The sequence below is a fragment of the Luteimonas sp. A482 genome, assembly GCF_054072655.1.
The window spans coordinates 1,630,217-1,645,329 of the sequence record NZ_JBSVRO010000001.1; the positions used below are offsets into that span (position 1 = coordinate 1,630,217).

At 68.5% G+C, this 15,113-nt stretch carries 14 protein-coding genes; 4 read left to right on the top strand and 10 right to left on the bottom strand.

The genetic code is table 11. The annotated features are described in order from the left end of the window. Window positions 1-163: 163 nt before the first annotated feature. The 6 genes from ACW5DW_RS07235 to ACW5DW_RS07260 form a co-directional block, all read right to left on the bottom strand. Complete coding sequence (locus ACW5DW_RS07235) at window positions 164-1,081, bottom strand: C13 family peptidase (RefSeq protein WP_457018080.1); 918 nt, start codon at window positions 1,079-1,081, stop codon at window positions 164-166. Further along, window positions 1,078-1,776 (bottom strand): acireductone synthase, encoded by a 699-nt coding sequence (mtnC, locus tag ACW5DW_RS07240; RefSeq protein WP_457018081.1) that lies wholly within the window; start codon window positions 1,774-1,776, stop codon window positions 1,078-1,080. The genes ACW5DW_RS07235 and mtnC overlap by 4 nt, the downstream gene beginning before the upstream one ends. A gap of 271 nt (window positions 1,777-2,047) precedes the next feature. After that, a complete protein-coding gene (locus ACW5DW_RS07245; RefSeq protein WP_457018082.1) occupies window positions 2,048-2,602 on the bottom strand; it encodes a 1,2-dihydroxy-3-keto-5-methylthiopentene dioxygenase in 555 nt (184 codons plus the stop codon). Between the two features lie 114 nt (window positions 2,603-2,716). After that, window positions 2,717-3,358 carry a methylthioribulose 1-phosphate dehydratase gene (locus tag ACW5DW_RS07250; RefSeq protein ID WP_457018083.1) on the bottom strand — a complete coding sequence of 214 codons (642 nt, stop codon included), beginning with the start codon at window positions 3,356-3,358 and terminating at the stop codon, window positions 2,717-2,719. Window positions 3,359-3,398: 40 nt separating this feature from the next. Beyond that, window positions 3,399-4,697 (bottom strand): amino acid permease, encoded by a 1,299-nt coding sequence (locus ACW5DW_RS07255; protein ID WP_457018084.1) that lies wholly within the window; start codon window positions 4,695-4,697, stop codon window positions 3,399-3,401. A 63-nt stretch (window positions 4,698-4,760) separates the two neighbouring features. Beyond that, on the bottom strand, window positions 4,761-6,248 hold the full coding sequence (locus tag ACW5DW_RS07260; RefSeq protein WP_457018085.1) for an amino acid permease: 1,488 nt from the start codon (window positions 6,246-6,248) through the stop codon (window positions 4,761-4,763). A 163-nt stretch (window positions 6,249-6,411) separates the two neighbouring features. Here ACW5DW_RS07260 and ACW5DW_RS07265 point away from each other — a divergent pair, with 163 nt between their 5' ends. After that, a complete protein-coding gene (locus ACW5DW_RS07265) occupies window positions 6,412-6,981 on the top strand; it encodes an NUDIX hydrolase (protein WP_457018086.1) in 570 nt (189 codons plus the stop codon). Between the two features lie 251 nt (window positions 6,982-7,232). Here ACW5DW_RS07265 and ACW5DW_RS07270 read toward each other — a convergent pair whose 3' ends face one another. Continuing rightward, the gene (locus ACW5DW_RS07270; RefSeq protein ID WP_457018087.1) at window positions 7,233-7,916 is read right to left on the bottom strand and encodes an HAD family hydrolase; all 684 of its coding nucleotides are present in this window, start codon (window positions 7,914-7,916) and stop codon (window positions 7,233-7,235) included. 146 nt (window positions 7,917-8,062) lie between these two features. Beyond that, window positions 8,063-9,304 (bottom strand): phosphoglycerate dehydrogenase, encoded by a 1,242-nt coding sequence (gene serA / locus ACW5DW_RS07275; RefSeq protein ID WP_457018088.1) that lies wholly within the window; start codon window positions 9,302-9,304, stop codon window positions 8,063-8,065. Between the two features lie 329 nt (window positions 9,305-9,633). Here serA and ACW5DW_RS07280 point away from each other — a divergent pair, with 329 nt between their 5' ends. The 3 genes from ACW5DW_RS07280 to ACW5DW_RS07290 all read left to right on the top strand — a co-directional run bounded on the left by ACW5DW_RS07280 (window position 9,634) and on the right by ACW5DW_RS07290 (window position 13,246). Continuing rightward, a complete protein-coding gene (locus tag ACW5DW_RS07280; RefSeq protein WP_457018089.1) occupies window positions 9,634-11,034 on the top strand; it encodes an FAD-binding oxidoreductase in 1,401 nt (466 codons plus the stop codon). A 71-nt stretch (window positions 11,035-11,105) separates the two neighbouring features. Next, window positions 11,106-11,408 carry a DUF2388 domain-containing protein gene (locus ACW5DW_RS07285; protein WP_457018090.1) on the top strand — a complete coding sequence of 101 codons (303 nt, stop codon included), beginning with the start codon at window positions 11,106-11,108 and terminating at the stop codon, window positions 11,406-11,408. An 8-nt stretch (window positions 11,409-11,416) separates the two neighbouring features. Then, on the top strand, window positions 11,417-13,246 hold the full coding sequence (locus tag ACW5DW_RS07290; protein WP_457018091.1) for a DUF7844 domain-containing protein: 1,830 nt from the start codon (window positions 11,417-11,419) through the stop codon (window positions 13,244-13,246). A 204-nt stretch (window positions 13,247-13,450) separates the two neighbouring features. Here the strand turns inward: ACW5DW_RS07290 and yeiP are convergent, their stop codons facing one another. Both yeiP and ACW5DW_RS07300 read right to left on the bottom strand, forming a co-directional pair. After that, window positions 13,451-14,017 (bottom strand): elongation factor P-like protein YeiP, encoded by a 567-nt coding sequence (gene yeiP / locus ACW5DW_RS07295; protein ID WP_457018092.1) that lies wholly within the window; start codon window positions 14,015-14,017, stop codon window positions 13,451-13,453. A 274-nt stretch (window positions 14,018-14,291) separates the two neighbouring features. Then, window positions 14,292-15,062, bottom strand: coding sequence for an SDR family NAD(P)-dependent oxidoreductase (locus ACW5DW_RS07300; RefSeq protein WP_457018093.1), 771 nt, complete (start codon window positions 15,060-15,062; stop codon window positions 14,292-14,294). Between the last annotated feature and the right edge of the window lie 51 nt (window positions 15,063-15,113).

Consider the following 15,113-nt stretch of genomic DNA (forward strand, 5'->3'; position numbering starts at 1 on the left):
GACACGACTTTGTTGCGATCGACTGGCTGGCGTCGGCTTGCGGACGGATCGTCGCGTGTCGCCGGCTGGCGATGGGTCCGGAGGCAGCCCGGAGCCGGTCTACGCGCCCGCCGGACTCGATCGCGGGACGGGACGCGCACGCGGCTGTGCACCCTGCGGTGGGCTACAGCGGATGCGGGTAGGCCAGCGGCGGTCCGCGCACCAGCGCCGCTTCCCAGGCGTCCAGCCGGGCGCGGATGCGGTCGCCCACATTGATCTGCGGGAACGACGCCTCGTGGCCTTCCCTCACCTCGCGCCGCGCCACCTGCTGCCGGGCGTAGGCGAACGTGTCGACCAGCCCTCCGTCGCGATTCAGGCCTTCCACCAGCAACGCCTGCCCGAAGTACGTCGCGCTCGCGGTGTCGCCGCAGCCGAACGAGGGACGGTCGCTGCGTGCTGCGGTGATCACGAGCGTGTCGGGCGTGGCGAGCTCGGGAATGAAGCCGCCGGAGAAGCAGGCCGATACGATCAACAGCCGGTTGCGGATGCCGGATTCGTCCAGCATTGCGCGCAGCTCGCCAGGTCGCAGCGCGGTGTCGAAGTAACCCGGGAGCTGCACCGACAGCGCATGGTCACGGCTGCCGTGGGTGGTGATGAGCAGGAGCAGCAGGTCCTCGTCCGGGTTCATCAGCCGGCCGATTCCCTGCAGCGCGATGCGCAGGTTGTCCGTCGTGGCCAACGGCAGCGGCGTGTCGGCCAAGCTGTCTGGATGGTTCACCAGGGCCAGGGTGCGGCCGCCCGCGCCGTAGCGGGCGGTGGTCAGCTGCTCGAAGTAGAGCGCCTCGTTGCGGAACACGTCCTCCTCGCCGTCGCCGGCAAAGGCGAGCGCGTACAGATCCGGCTGCCCGGCCACCGGGGGCGGCATCTGTTGCAGTCGTGCTTCGATCAGGGCGCGGTCGCGGATGGCGATGGCGGCCATATCCGCCGCCGCCGGGGTGACGGCATCGGCGCGGGCGTGGAGCGGCAGCAGACCGAGGCAGGCCAGCAGGACGACCAGCGCCGACGCGGCGCTGGGATGGCGATGCCCGGGCATCGCGTTCATGCCGGCAGCGGGATGCCGTCGAAGCCGGTGACGCGGGGATGGCCGCCGGCGGCATCGCCGGTGCGCGGCTGCGGATAGTCCTGCGTGCGGTCGACCAGGATGGTGCGCAGGCCCGCCTCGCGCGCCGCGTCCAGTTCGGCGACCACATCCGACAGGAACAGGATGTCGCCCGGGGCCACGGCCAGCGCCTGCGCGATCTTCGCGTAGCTCGCCGCCTCGCGCTTGCCGCCCACGCCGGTGTCGAACCAGGCCGAGAACAGGCCGGTCAGGTCGCCCGCATCGGTGTGGGCGAACAGCAGCTTCTGCGCCGGCACCGAGCCCGAGGAATACACCGCGAGCGGATGGCCCGCCTGATGCCACTGACGCAAGGCTTCGGTCGCATCCGGATAGACCGGAGCGGTGAAGTCGGCGCTCGTGTAGCCCGCTTCCCAGACCATGCCCTGCAGCGCCTTGAGCGCGATGTGCTTGCGGTCATCGTCGATCCAGCCCTGCAGGGTCTCGACGATCATCGCGTCCTGGCACAGGCCGCCGTTCTCAAGCGCCACCTCGTCCAGCCAGCGCCGCACCTCGGGCTCCTGGCTGTGTTCGCGCACGAAACGCGGCAGCTCGCGCCGCGCATAGGGAAACAGCACGTCCTTGACGAACGAGATGCTGCTGGTGGTGCCTTCGATGTCGGTGAGGATGGTGGTGGTCATGTTCTTCATTCTTAGGGCAATGCCGAAAAAGTCCCGTTTGTCATTCCGAACACAGTGAGAGGCGCTTTACAACGGCGAAGCCGGTCAATCTCGGAGAATCAACAGCATAGATTTCTCGCTGCGCTCGAAATGACAGTTTTCCAGCTGTTGCCTTGGCCACGGATTACGCGGATCAACACGGATAAGGCGATGAACCCCGAGAGCGCGCCTGCCATCTGCCTTGCTCGTGATCCGCGTCCATCCGCGTGATCCGTGGCGGAACCGCTCCGGCTCAGCCTGCTTCTTTTTCGTAGCGCGGGAACTTCTGCGCGATGTCGGTGCCGGTGAAGTGGCCGATCCAGCCGTCGGGCTGCTGGAAGAAGCGGATCGCGACGAAGCGCGGCTCCGGGCCCATGTCGAACCAGTGCGTGGTGCCGTCGGGCACGGCGATCAGATCGTCCTTGACGCACTCGATCTCGTAGACCTTGTCGCCGACATGCAGGGTGAACAGGCCCGAGCCGTCGACGAAGAAGCGCACCTCGTCTTCCTTGTGATAGTGCTCGTCAAGGAACTTGCCGCGCATCTCCTCCTTCTTCGGGTTGTCCGGCGCGATGCTGATCACGTCCACGCTGGTGAACCCGCGCTCGGCCGAGATGCGGTCGATGTCGGCCTTGTATGCAGCCAGTACCTGTTCGGGCGACGCGCCGGCCTCGACCGGATGGCTGGCCTGCCAGCGCTCGAAATGCACGCCGATCTTCGCCAGTTCGCGCGCGATCTCCTCGCCATCGTGGCTGGTGAATTCGGGTGCGTCCGGGTGGGCGTCGGGGAAGATGCGCAGTCGGCTCATGGCGGCAGGCTCGCGGGGGAGGAAGGTGGAAGGGAATCAGGCTAGCAGGGACGACGAAGACGGGGGGTCATGGCGGCGGAACACAGGCATTCCACCGTCGCAACGCGGCTGCGATCAGTGGCGCGCGCCCAGCCGGTGCAGCTCCAGCTCGCAGCCCAGCAGGAAGTCGAACGCCTCCAGGTGGCGGCGCGCTTCGGCCATGTCGCGGCCCCAGGCGTACAGGCCATGGCCATCGATCAGGTAGCCCCACATCGGGCCGCGATCGAGCAGGGCGTCGACCTGCGCGGCCAGCGTCGGCATGTGCTGGCTGTTGGGCAGCACCGGCACGTCGATGCTGGTTTCGTGCGTTTCGTTGCCGCGGAAGGCCTTGAGCAGTTCGTAGCCCTCCAGTCGCACGTGGCCGGCGCCGGAAAACAGGCGCGAGGCAACCGTCTGGTTGCGCGAGTGGGTGTGCAGGATGCAACCGACCTCGTCGAACCGGCGGTACAGCTGGGTATGCAGCAGGGTCTCGGCCGAGGGCCGGTGGTCGCTGCCGACGGCCAAACCGTCGAAATCCACGACCATGATGTCGTTCTCCACCAGCCGGCCCTTGTCGCGTCCGGACACGGTGATCGCGGCATGGCGCCCGTCCAGGCGCGAGGAGAAGTTGCTGCTGGTGGCAGGCGTCCAGCCCAGCTGCGAAAGCTCGCGCAGGTTGGCGATGAGCTCGGCGGCGCGCTCGCGCAGGCGCTGCGGGTCGTAGGGCGTCTGGTTCATGGCGCAAGTCTAGCGCCTCGCCGCACGCGGCCGGCGTCGCTCAGGGCGCCGGCTCGCGCCTGCGGCCGAACCCGCGGTAGGCGGCCAGCGCCAGCAGCGCGATCACGACAGCGCCGATCAACGTCTCGACCGGCGTCGACCAGACCAGCAGTCCGCAGGCGATCAGTGCCCCCATGCCGAGCAGGCGATCGCCGAGCGTCGAGGGCCGGTCGCGGCGGCCAAGCAGCAGGCTCAGGCCTGCCGCCACGTACGCCATCACCACCAGGGTCACGGCCATGTTGATGATCGTCTCGAACTGGCCCGACACCGAATCCGACAGCGTGGTCAGCGCGATGACGGTCATCGAGAGCACCACCAGCAGCAGGCCGCTGAAGGCCGCGCCGTTGCGCAGGGTGCGCCCGAAGATTGCCGGCAGGAAGCCGCGCTGGGCCGCGCGCGCGCCCGATTCGCCGGTGACCAGCATCCAGCCGCCAAGCGTGCCGGTGGCCTTGAGCGCGGCCGCAGCGGCGATCACCGGGATCGCCCAGGCGCCGAACATCTCGCCCGCGACCAGCGCGAACGGGGCGCTGGATTGCGCCAGTTCCGCCACCGGCACGATCCCCATCATCAGCACCGACGAGACCAGGTAGACGATGCCGGCCAGCAGGATCCCGCCGATGGTGGCGATGGGGACGTTGCGATCCGGCTCGCGCACCACGCCGGCGATCATCGCCCCGGTCTCCAGCCCGATGAAGGCCCAGAACACCGAGGCCAGCGAACCGAGTGCGACCGAGACGTCGGACTGTCCGGTCACGTTCCAGCCGGCGCGGTAAAGCTCGGGATTGAAGTGGGCCCAGCCTGCGACCAGGATCGCCACCACCGGCAGCAGGCCGAACACCACGCAGAACGACTGGAAGTGCGCGATCTTGCGCGGGCCGAGCAGGTTGAGGCCGAACATCGCCCAGATCAGCAGCACCTGCCCGACAAGGTGCACCACCGGTGCGTCACTGATCGGCAGCAGGATGATCAGGTAGCCGAACGCCGCCACCGCGATCGCGTTGTTGCCCACCCAGGACGAAAGCCAGTACAGGGTCGAGGCGAGGAAGCCCATGTCGCGTCCCAGCGAGGGACGGATGTAGTCGTCGGGCGAGGTCAGGTCGGGGTACTGCCGCGCCAATCGCGCGAACGCCGCGCCAAGCGCCACCGCCAGCAGGGTCCCGATCAGCCACGAAAACGCGGTCACCGCGCCCGACCTGGCCAGCGAGGCCGGCAGCAGGAAGAAACCCGAACCGATCATGTTGTTGGCGACCACGAAGGTCGCGAGGACCGGGCCGATCTTCTTGGCGGTCTGGGCCGTCATGCAAGGACTCGCGCAGGTAGTCGCATAGGGAGCGGCGCCCCGTGGGGCGCCGCGATGCCTGGATCAGGCCCGGTTGAGCTTGCTGTTGCGGTAGCCGTAGCCGAAGTAGATCAGCTGGCCGAGCAGCGTCCACAGCACGAAGATCAGCCAGTGCTCCATGAACGACTGCAGGAACAGGAACAGGCAGGACAGCACGCCCAGCGGGCAGATCAGCCAGAACAGCGGCACCCGGAACGGACGCTCGAGGTCGGGCCGCCTGTAGCGCAGCACCAGCACGCCCAGGCATACGGTCGCGAACGCGATCAGAGTGCCCATCGACACAAGCTCGCCGAGCACGCTCAGCGGCATGAAGCCGGCCAGCAGGCAGGCCGCGACGCCGACGATGATCGTGCCCACGTGCGGAGTCCGGAACTTGCGGTGCACGCGGCCGAACAGCGGCGGCAGCAGGCCGTCGCGCGACATCGAGTAGAAGATGCGCGGCTGCGCCATCAGCATCACCAGGATCACCGAGGACAGACCGGCGATCGCGCCCACCTCGACCGCGGTCTTGAGCCAGGCGAGGTTGGCTTCGGGGTTGGCGAGCATGGCCAGCTCGATCGCCGTCGCCACCGGCTTGGCGGTGTCGAGTTCGCGGTAGGGCGCAATGCCCACCAGCACCGCGCACACGGCGATGTAGACCAGGGTGCAGGCCACCAGCGAGCCGAGGATGCCGATCGGCATGTCGCGCTGCGGGTTCTTGGCCTCGCCGGCGGCGGTGGAGACCGCATCGAAGCCGATGTAGGCGAAGAACACGATGGTCGCGGCGCGGAATACACCCTCCATGCCGAACTGGCCGGGTCCTTCGTTGGGCGGGATGAAGGGGGTGAAGTTGGCCGGATCGATGTACATCACGCCGAAGCCGAGGAAGGCCGCGATCACCGCGACCTTGATTGCAACCACGATCCCGTTGACGAAGGCCGACTGGGTGATGCCGACGTAGCACAGCCCGCTGACCGCGGCGACGATCAGGATCGCCGGCAGGTTGATCACGCCCTCGGTGCGCACGAACTCGCCGTTTGCCCAGGTGATCGGCGCGGAGGCGAGTTCGGCGGGGAAGGGCAGGCCCAACGTCGTGGTGAGGAAGCTGACCAGGTAACCCGACCAGCCCACCGCCACCGTGGACGAGGCGAACAGGTATTCCAGCACCAGGCACCAGCCGATGAACCAGGCGACGTACTCGCCCAGCGTGGCGTACGAATACGAATAGGCGCTGCCCGACACCGGCATCATCGCCGAGAACTCCGCGTAGCACAGGCCTGCGAACGCGCATGCCAGGCCGGCGAGCACGAAGCTCAGCATGATCGCCGGGCCGGCGTGGTTGGCCGCGGCCTGGCCGGTCAGCACGAAGATGCCCGCGCCGATCACCGCGCCGACGCCGAGCAGGACCAGGTGGCGGGCGGTCAGCGTCCGCTTGAACGTGGCCTCCCCCTCCAGGGAGCCTTCGACCGGTTCGCCGGCATCCACGTGCGGCGCCGGCTCGACCGGCTTGACCCTGAACAGACTTTTCGACATCGGTGGTTCCCTGCAGATGGACTGGGGCGCCGCTGGGGGTCGGCCGCGGAATCGTTACCGCGGCTACCTTGCCAAACGCCGATCCGGCGCACAAGCGCGCAAGCATGCGCCAGAATCTCAGGCCCATGACCAATGCCACTGGAGATGCGCGACCTTGAGCCCGATGCAATTACAGATCAGCGTGCTGGCTGGCGCCTTCGATGCCTACGCCAGGAAGTGTCCGGACCAGGCCAGCGTGGCCGCGGACTTCCATGCGCTGCTGGGCGATGTGGCCGACCCGTTCGTGCGCGATCGCCTGGACGGGCACTTCACCGCATCGGCCTGGCTGGTCGACCGTTCGCGCACGCGCGTGCTGCTGACCCATCACCGCAAGCTCGGCATCTGGGTGCAGTTGGGCGGGCATGCCGACGGCGATCGCGACCTGTGCGCGGTCGCGCTGCGCGAGGCGGAGGAGGAGTCGGGACTGGCCGGGCTGCGCGTGGAGCCCGAGGTGTTCGACCTGGACCGGCACTGGATCCCCGAGCACAAGGGCGTGCGCGGCCATTGGCACTACGACGTGCGCTACGTGGTGCATGCGGGCGAGCGCGAGGACTTCGTGGTCAGCGCCGAATCGCATGCGCTGGCGTGGCGCGACATCGGCGCGATCGCGAATGATGCGGATGCGGACACGTCGCTGCGGCGGATGGCGTTGCGATGGTTGTCGCGTCGGCAGGGCGTTGAAGAGGTGCCGTAGCGGCGTTCCAGCGCTGCGCGCTGGCCCCCACCCCAGCCCTCCCCCGCAAACGGGGGAGGGAGCGAAAAGTGCGTGCCCCGGTGTCCTGCTCCTTTCCCGCGCGCAGGGGAGGGAGCGAAAGCGCGTACTCCGGTGTCCTGCTCCCTCCCCCGCGTGCGGGGGAGGGTCGGGGTGGGGGCAGCCGAAGCATCGAACCTGACGCCGCTGTGCCGTCGTCCAAGCCTTGCTTTGCGGCCCGCGCGCGCCGCCCGTCAGCGCCGCGCAGCCACCTCGTCCACATGCCGCAGCAGGTCCGCCGGATCGTCATAGACCCGGAACGCGCCGGAGCGCTCCAGCTCCTCGCGCCCGTAGCCTCCCGACAACAATCCGACGCCCAGCGAACGCGCACGCTGCGCGGCCAGCATGTCCCAGATGCTGTCGCCGATCACCAGCGAATGCTGGATATCCACGCCCAGGCGATCGGCTGCCGCCAGGAACAGGTCCGGATCGGGCTTGGCGTAACGCACCTGGTCGCGGGTGACCACCGGAACCTGCGCCGGATCCACGCCGAGCGCGGCGATATTGGGCGCCGCGGTTTCCATGCGCCCGCTGGTGGCGATCGCCCAGGGGATGCCCTCGGCGGTGAGGAAGGCCAGCAACTCGCGCGCGCCGGGCAGGGGCCGGATCGCGCCGGCGGCCGCCTGGCGGTTGTAGGCCTCGGCATGCCAGCCGCGCAGCCGTTCAAGGCGTTCGGGCGTGATGTCGATACCGGTTTCGCGCAGCAGGATGTTGGTGAACAGTCCGCCGCTCATGCCGATCTTGCGATGGATGCGCCAGACCGAGAGGTCGACGCCCTCGCGGTCGAGCGCCTCCTTCCAGGCCAGCACGTGCTGGTAGACGCTGTCGACCAGCGTGCCGTCGAGGTCGAACAGGAAGGCGGTGGATGTGCGTGGCATGGGTGGCTCTCCTTTTGTCTCGATCTGTCATTGCGAGCAAAGCGAGGAATCTGCTTGCAGATCACGACGACGAGAACGCGAGCAGATTCCTCGCTGCGCTCGGAATGACAACCCATTCTGGCCGCAGGCAGCCGACGACTGGTTCCTCAGTACAGCACCCGCGTCCGTAGCGTTCCGTCAATCTCGTTGAGCGCGGCGCGCAGGCGCGCGGTGATCTGCGGCGTGGACGCGATGTCGATGACCACGTAGCCGACCTTGGCATCGGTGCGCAGGAACTGTCCGTCGATGTTCACGCCCTCGCGCGAGAACAGTTCGTTGATCTGCGACAGCACGCCGGGCACGTTGCGATGGATGTGCAGGATGCGATGGCTGCCTGCGTGCTCGGGCAGGGTGACTTCGGGGAAGTTCACCGCCGAAAGCGTGCCGCCGTTGTCGCTGTAGCGAACCAGTTTGGCCGCGACCTCGGTGCCGATGTTGTCCTGCGCCTCCAGCGTGCTGCCGCCCACGTGCGGGGTCAGGATCACGTTGTCGAACCGCGTCAGCGGCGACTCGAACGCTTCGCCGTTGCCCTTGGGCTCGACCGGGAACACATCCACCGCCGCGCCACCGACATGTCCGGACTCCAGCGCCGCTGCCAGCGCATCGATGTCCACCACCGTGCCGCGCGAGGCGTTGATCAGGTGCGCACCCGGCTTCATCTGCCCGATCTGCGCGGCGCCGAACATCATCTGCGTGGCCGGCGTCTCGGGCACGTGCAGGGTCACGATGTCCGAGCGCGCCAGCAGGTCCTCCAGGCTGGTCGCCGCACGCGCGTTGCCGAGCGACAGCTTGGCTTCGATGTCGTGGAACAGCACGTTCAGGCCGAGCGATTCGGCAAGTACCCCGACCTGGGTGCCGATGTGGCCATAGCCGATGATGCCCAGGGTCTTGCCGCGCACCTCGTGGCTGCCGAGCGCAGACTTGCTCCAGCCGCCGCGGTGGCAATCCGCGTTCTTCAGCGGGATCCCGCGCATCAGCATGATCGCCTCGGCCACCACCAGCTCGGCCACGCTGCGGGTGTTGGAATAGGGTGCGTTGAACACCGGGATGCCGGCCAGTTCGGCCGCATCCAGGTCGACCTGGTTGGTGCCGATGCAGAAGCAGCCGATGGTGATCAGCTTGCGCGCCTCGGCGAGCACGTCGGCGGTGAGCTGGGTGCGCGAGCGGATGCCGACGATATGCGCGTTGGCCAGCTTGGCCTTCAACTCGTCGCCGACCAGCGACTTGGTCAGCAGCTCGACCTGCTCGTAGCCGGCGGCCTTGAACACCTCGACTGCGCTCTGGCTGATGCCTTCGAACAGGACGATGCGGATGTCCTGCTTCGGGAACGAGGTCTTCAGTGGCGTCATGCGCTTTGCATCCGGCTGCGGGGAAGCCCTGCATTATTCCAGATGCGGGCGTGCGTTTCCGCACTGCACCAAGGCTTTTTGCCATGCTGCGCGGAACACCGGGCGCGGATCGACAGAACAGTGACGGTACCAATTCCGTTGCGCGCGAAACCGACACGATCCAAACCCCTGGATGCGGGAAGCCCAGGACTGCTGCGAACAACGTGCGACGCGCGTGAGGCAACGGTACGGGAACCAGGCGCTTGCATGCACGTGCGCGTGCACCGTGGCGCTGGACGCATCCCGTCGCTGCTGGCACGCTTGCGCTCCCTTTGCCGCCGCCTTTTCCGATGACCGATCCGCGCCTTGACGTGCTCTTGCAGGTGTTGCCGGAGCTGCGTCTGCTCACGGACGCCGCCGACCTGGAGCACTACGGCCGCGACTGGACCCGGCGCTGGACGCCGGCGCCGCTGGCGATCGCGCTGCCATCATCGGTCGAGCAGGTCCAGGCGATCGTGCGTTGGGCACGCCAGGCCCAGGTGGCGATCGTGCCTTCGGGCGGACGCACCGGCCTGTCCGGTGGCGCGGTCGCGGCCAACGGCGAACTGGTGCTGAGCCTGGAGCGGATGAATCGGGTGCTCGCGTTCGATCCGATCGACCGCAGCATGACCGTGCAGGCGGGCATCGCGCTGGAGGCCGTGCACAACGCGGCGCGCGAACACGGACTCGAGTATCCGGTGGATTTTGCCGCGCGCGGCTCGTGCACGATCGGTGGCAACATCGCCACCAACGCCGGTGGCATCCGCGTGATCCGCTATGGCAACACCCGCGAGTGGGTGGCCGGGCTCAAGGTGGTCGACGGCCGGGGCGAAGTGCTCGAGCTCGGGCGCGGCCTGGTCAAGAATTCCAGCGGCTACGACCTGCGCCATCTGATGGTGGCCTCGGAAGGCACGCTGGGCATCATCGTCGAGGCCACGCTGCGGCTGACCGATCCACCGCCGCCGACCAGCGTGATGCTGCTTGCACTGCCGGACTTCGATGCGCTGATGCAGGTGTTCGCCAGCCTGCGCGCGCGGCTGCGGCTGGAGGCCTTCGAGTTCTTCACCGACCGGGCGCTGCACCACGTGCTCGCGCACGGCGCGCAGAAGCCGTTCGACGAGGCGTATCCGTACTACGTCGTCGCCGAGTTCGCCGCCGGCGAGGCGGAGGAGGCCGCGGTGATGGCCGCGTTCGAGCACTGCGTTGGCGAGGGCTGGGTGCTGGACGGGGTGATCAGCCAGAGCCAGGCGCAGGCGGCGCAGCTGTGGCGCCTGCGCGAGGGCATCACCGAGAGTCTGGCGCCGCATGTGCCGTACAAGAACGATGTCTCGGTGCGGGTGTCGGCGATGCCCGCGTTCCTGGCCGAAACCCAGGCGCTGCTGGCGCGCGAGTACCCGCAGTTCGACGTGGTCTGGTTCGGCCACATCGGCGACGGCAACCTGCACATCAACGTGCTCAAGCCCGGCGACATGGCGCAGCCGGACTTCGTGTCCGAGTGCGAGCGGGTGACCAGGCTGCTGGCTGGCGCGCTGCAGCGGCACGCGGGCAGTATTTCGGCCGAGCACGGCATCGGCCTGGTCAAGAAGCCCTACCTGTCCTCGACGCGCAGCGAGGCTGAAATCGAGCTGATGCGCGGCATCCGCCGCACGCTCGATCCGGATGGCCTGATGAACCCGGGCAAGCTGTTCGACCAGGATCCGCCGGCGCGATAGTGCGCGCCGTATTCAGCCCGGCGCGCCGGCGAGCCGCTAAACTGGCCACCCCGCACCCGGACCTCTCGTCGATGAAAGCTGCCGCATTCCTGTTTGCGCTGTGCGCCTGCACCAGCCTTGCCTCCCACGCTGGAAGCTTTGCCGGGACCACCGGGGGCGCGGCTTCGGCAGGCAGCTCGGCTTCTTCGGGCAGCAGCTCGGGCGACGACAAGGTGGTTGCCGTTGCGCGCGAGGATGCTGCGCTGTTCGTCGCCAGCGATGGCGTGATCCGTGGCGCCCGGCTCGAGGCGGCGCTGCGCCAGCTGCGCGAACGCGATCCGGCAGCGCGCACCGCCAGCGACCTGCGGCTGGCGCAGGCGATCCTCGCCCGCTGAGCGGAACCATGGGCGCGATTGGCCACGCCTGGCTGCTGGCCACGCTGCTGGCGGCGGCCGCGCCGCTGCAGGCGACGCTGCGGATCGATGTCGACCCGGCGGGCCTGGCGCTTGCCGAGCTGGAGGCGAGCCACGCACTCGTGTCGCGCACGCGGGAGCTGCTGCCGGCGACGTTTGAGCACGATCTCGATACGACCGTCGTGCTGCGCTGGCGCGATGACCTGCCGCATGCGGTGCACGGGCGCGCGCACGGCGGACGCATCGGACTGCGCCGCTCGCTGTTGGACGGATGGTTGCGCCGCGATCCGGCGGCAGGCGATGCCGATCCGGATGCACGCGTCGCACTGGCGGCACTCCTGCACGAACTGGCGCACGTCCACGACCGCTCGCCGCGCGGCGGCCTGTCGCGGGAGCCGCGCCTGCTCGACCTGGCCGGCTGGCCGGTGCAGCCGCTGCGCCTGGGGCTGCGCACCTCACGCAACGACCTGCGCGATCGCACGCCCGATGCCTACGAGCTGGCCTCACCGGCCGAATTTGTCGCGGTGAACTTCGAGCATTTCCTGCTCGATCCGGGCTACGCCTGCGCGCGCCCAGCGCTGTACCGTCATTTCGCGGACCGGTTCGGACTGCCGCCGGCACGGGGCGCGACGACGGGCTGTCCGCGGCAACTGCCGTTCGTCGCGGCGGGACAGGGCGGAGCGATGCTGCAGGGACTGGAGCTGGATCCGTCGCGGATCCATTCGGTGGACTACCTGTTCGCCGAAGCCAGCGAACAACCAATGAGCCGCTGGGGCCACGCCATGCTGCGGCTGGTGGTGTGCGCGCCGGGGCGGCCGCGCGGGCCGGAGTGCAGGCTCGACCTGCAGCATCACCTGGTGCTGTCGTTCCGCGCATTCGTCGACGACGTGCAGGTCTCCAGCTGGCGCGGCCTGACCGGTTCGTATCCGTCGCGGCTGTTCGTGCTGCCGCTGGAACAGGTGGTGGACGAGTACACCCGGGTCGAGCTGCGCGGCCTGCAGTCGATCCCGCTGCGGCTGGACGATGGCGAGGTCGCGGGCCTGCTGGAACGGGCGGCGCAGATGCACTGGAGCTACGACGGCCGCTACCGCTTCATCGACAACAACTGCGCGGTCGAGACCTGGAAGCTGCTCAACGACGGCGTGCCGCGGCTGTCGCAGACACGACTGCGCAGCATCACGCCGACGGGCCTGCTGCGTCGGCTGGAGCGTGAAGGCATCGCCGACATGTCCGCGCTCGACGACGCGGCGCGTGCGCTGCGCGAGGGATACCGGTTCGCGTCGATGGGCGAGCATTTCGACGCGATGTTCGCGATTGCCGACGCGGCGCTCGGACTGCCGGCCGCCGATGCGCGGGCATGGTTTGCGCTGGATCCGGAATTGCGCACGCCCTTTCTCGAACGCGGCGATCTTCGCGCGACGGCTGCGCTGCTGGTGCTCGAAGAGGCCGCCATGCAGCGAGAGCAGGCACAGGCGAGGGAGGCGCTGAAGCAGCGGATCCTGCGCGGCGACGGAGCGTCCGGCGAGGCCGCCGAACGCCTGCGGCAACTGTTTGCCGATGGTGCCTGGGCAGGACGTCCGTCGCTGCTGCTGGGTGCCGCAGGCTACGGCCTGCCGCGGGCGAACGAACGTGCAAGCCTGGCTGGCCTGCTCGAGCGGGATGACGCGCGGCTGCGCGCACTGCGTGACGCGCTCCACCTGCAGGCCCGTGAGTGGCTGCCGCCGGCGCAGCTGGCGCGGCTGGAGGGAACGGAGCGCAACCTGGAACGCCTGGGTGAACGTCTGCGCACGGTGCAGGACGTTGCGATGTCCGACCACTGACGCCGGCTACAGGACGGGCTTCGGGCGCGCCGGGCCGTCACGGCAGCATGGATCGCGGCGTGACCAGCCTGCGGCTGTTGCAAAGCACTTCGCTGGGATGACGATTGGGGACTGCGCCTGGCTGACGGTGCTGCCAGGCTTGTCAAACCTTGGCGAGGCGCGATGCGCCTCAGCCTTCCAGCCGCGCAAGCCGCGAATCGCCGCTCAGTCGGCGCGGCCGCCGAACTCGCCGGTGGTGGTGTTCACCAGCACGCGTTCGCCGTTGGCGATGTACTCCGGCACCATGATCTCGAGGCCGGTGTTGAGCGTCGCCGGCTTCGGTCGCTTGGTGGCGGTGCCGCCCTTGAGCTCGGGCGGGGTATCGACGACTTGCAGCGTCACGTGCTGCGGCAGCTGCAGCCCCACCGGCTGGTCGTCGATGATCTGCACGTAGCTGCCCTGCAGGCCGTCGGTGATGTAGCCCGCGTCGTCGCCGATCACCTCGGCGTCGAGCGTGTAGGGGGTGTAGTCCTCGTCGTCGAGGAACACGAAGGCCTCGCCGTCCTTGTACGAGAACGTGGCCTGGCGGCGCAGCAGCTCGACCTCGGTCAGGTTGTCTTCGGCATCGAAGCCCACGTCCGTCTTGTTGCCGCCGGGCACGCTGTACATGATGAAACGGAAGCGCACGTTGCCGCCGCGACCCTGCGGCGAACTGCGCTCGATGTCACGCACCTGGTACACGGTGCCGTTGTGTTCGACCACGTTTCCTTTCTTGACGTCGTAGGCTTTCATGGGAAGACCGGGGTTGGGGATAAGGGGGTTGGAATCGGGACCTGAATCGACACGCCTCGTTGTCATTCCGACCCGAGGCCTCGCTGTCATTCCGACCCGAGGCCTCGCTGTCATTCCGACCGGAGGGAGGAATCTCCGCCGGAGAAGATGCCACACGTCATTCGAGACGTCATGCCGGTGCGGCGTGGAGAAGATCCCTCACTTCGTTCGGATGACATCCGGGCGGCGGGCGAGATCCCTCGCTGCGTTCGGGATGACCGCCGCTGTGTGGCGGTCATTTCGGCGCCAGCCGCACCGCGCCGTCGAGGCGGATGGTTTCGCCGTTGAGGTAGCGGTTGCCGAGGATGTAGTGCACCAGGTCTGCGAACTCTTCCGCGCGGCCGAGGCGGGCGGGGAAGGGGATCGAGGCCGAAAGCGACTTCTGCACGTCTTCGGGCATCCCGTCCACCATCGGCGTCCAGAAGATGCCGGGGGCGACGGTGTTGACGCGAATGCCGAAGCGGGCGAGTTCGCGCGCCATCGGCAGGGTCATGGCGACCACGCCGCCCTTGGATGCGGAGTACGCGGCCTGTCCGATCTGCCCCTCGTAGGCCGCGACGCTGGCGGTGTTGACGATCACGCCGCGCTCGCCGTCATCGCCGGCCGCGTTGTGCTGCATCACAGCCGCTGCAGCCTTGGCCACGTTGAAGCTGCCCACCAGGTTGACCATCACCGTGCTCTGGAACCGCGCCAGCGGCATCGGTGCTTCGCGGCCCAGCACGCGACCCGCGCCGATGATGCCGGCGCAGCTCACCGCCACGTTGAGCCCGCCCATGGCGTCGGCCGCGGCCGCGATGTTCGCCGACACGCCGTCCTCGCTGGTGACGTCGGTGCGCAGGTAGCGCGCCCGCGCATTGCCGAGCCCGGCGATCGCAGCGGCACCCTTGTCATCGTTGACGTCGAACAGCGCGACCTGGCCACCATCGGCAACGATGCGACGGGCAACGGCCAGGCCCAGTCCCGAGACGCCCCCGGTGATGACGGCGCGGATGGAGGAAGGCTGCATGGGGTGCCCCGGATCGGAAAGGCGCGATTTTAGCGTGTCGCCTTGCAGACT

Coding starts and splice junctions, on each gene's coding strand:
- ACW5DW_RS07260 (WP_457018085.1), bottom strand. CDS start 6,248: ATGTCGAAAAGTCTGTTCAGGGTCAAGCCGGTCGAGCCGGCGCCGCAC.
- ACW5DW_RS07270 (WP_457018087.1), bottom strand. CDS start 7,916: ATGCCACGCACATCCACCGCCTTCCTGTTCGACCTCGACGGCACGCTG.
- yeiP (WP_457018092.1), bottom strand. CDS start 14,017: ATGAAAGCCTACGACGTCAAGAAAGGAAACGTGGTCGAACACAACGGC.
- ACW5DW_RS07285 (WP_457018090.1), top strand. CDS start 11,106: ATGAAAGCTGCCGCATTCCTGTTTGCGCTGTGCGCCTGCACCAGCCTT.
- ACW5DW_RS07235 (WP_457018080.1), bottom strand. CDS start 1,081: ATGAACGCGATGCCCGGGCATCGCCATCCCAGCGCCGCGTCGGCGCTG.
- ACW5DW_RS07255 (WP_457018084.1), bottom strand. CDS start 4,697: ATGACGGCCCAGACCGCCAAGAAGATCGGCCCGGTCCTCGCGACCTTC.
- ACW5DW_RS07300 (WP_457018093.1), bottom strand. CDS start 15,062: ATGCAGCCTTCCTCCATCCGCGCCGTCATCACCGGGGGCGTCTCGGGA.
- ACW5DW_RS07245 (WP_457018082.1), bottom strand. CDS start 2,602: ATGAGCCGACTGCGCATCTTCCCCGACGCCCACCCGGACGCACCCGAA.
- ACW5DW_RS07290 (WP_457018091.1), top strand. CDS start 11,417: ATGGGCGCGATTGGCCACGCCTGGCTGCTGGCCACGCTGCTGGCGGCG.
- serA (WP_457018088.1), bottom strand. CDS start 9,304: ATGACGCCACTGAAGACCTCGTTCCCGAAGCAGGACATCCGCATCGTC.
- ACW5DW_RS07265 (WP_457018086.1), top strand. CDS start 6,412: ATGCAATTACAGATCAGCGTGCTGGCTGGCGCCTTCGATGCCTACGCC.
- mtnC (WP_457018081.1), bottom strand. CDS start 1,776: ATGACCACCACCATCCTCACCGACATCGAAGGCACCACCAGCAGCATC.
- ACW5DW_RS07280 (WP_457018089.1), top strand. CDS start 9,634: ATGACCGATCCGCGCCTTGACGTGCTCTTGCAGGTGTTGCCGGAGCTG.
- ACW5DW_RS07250 (WP_457018083.1), bottom strand. CDS start 3,358: ATGAACCAGACGCCCTACGACCCGCAGCGCCTGCGCGAGCGCGCCGCC.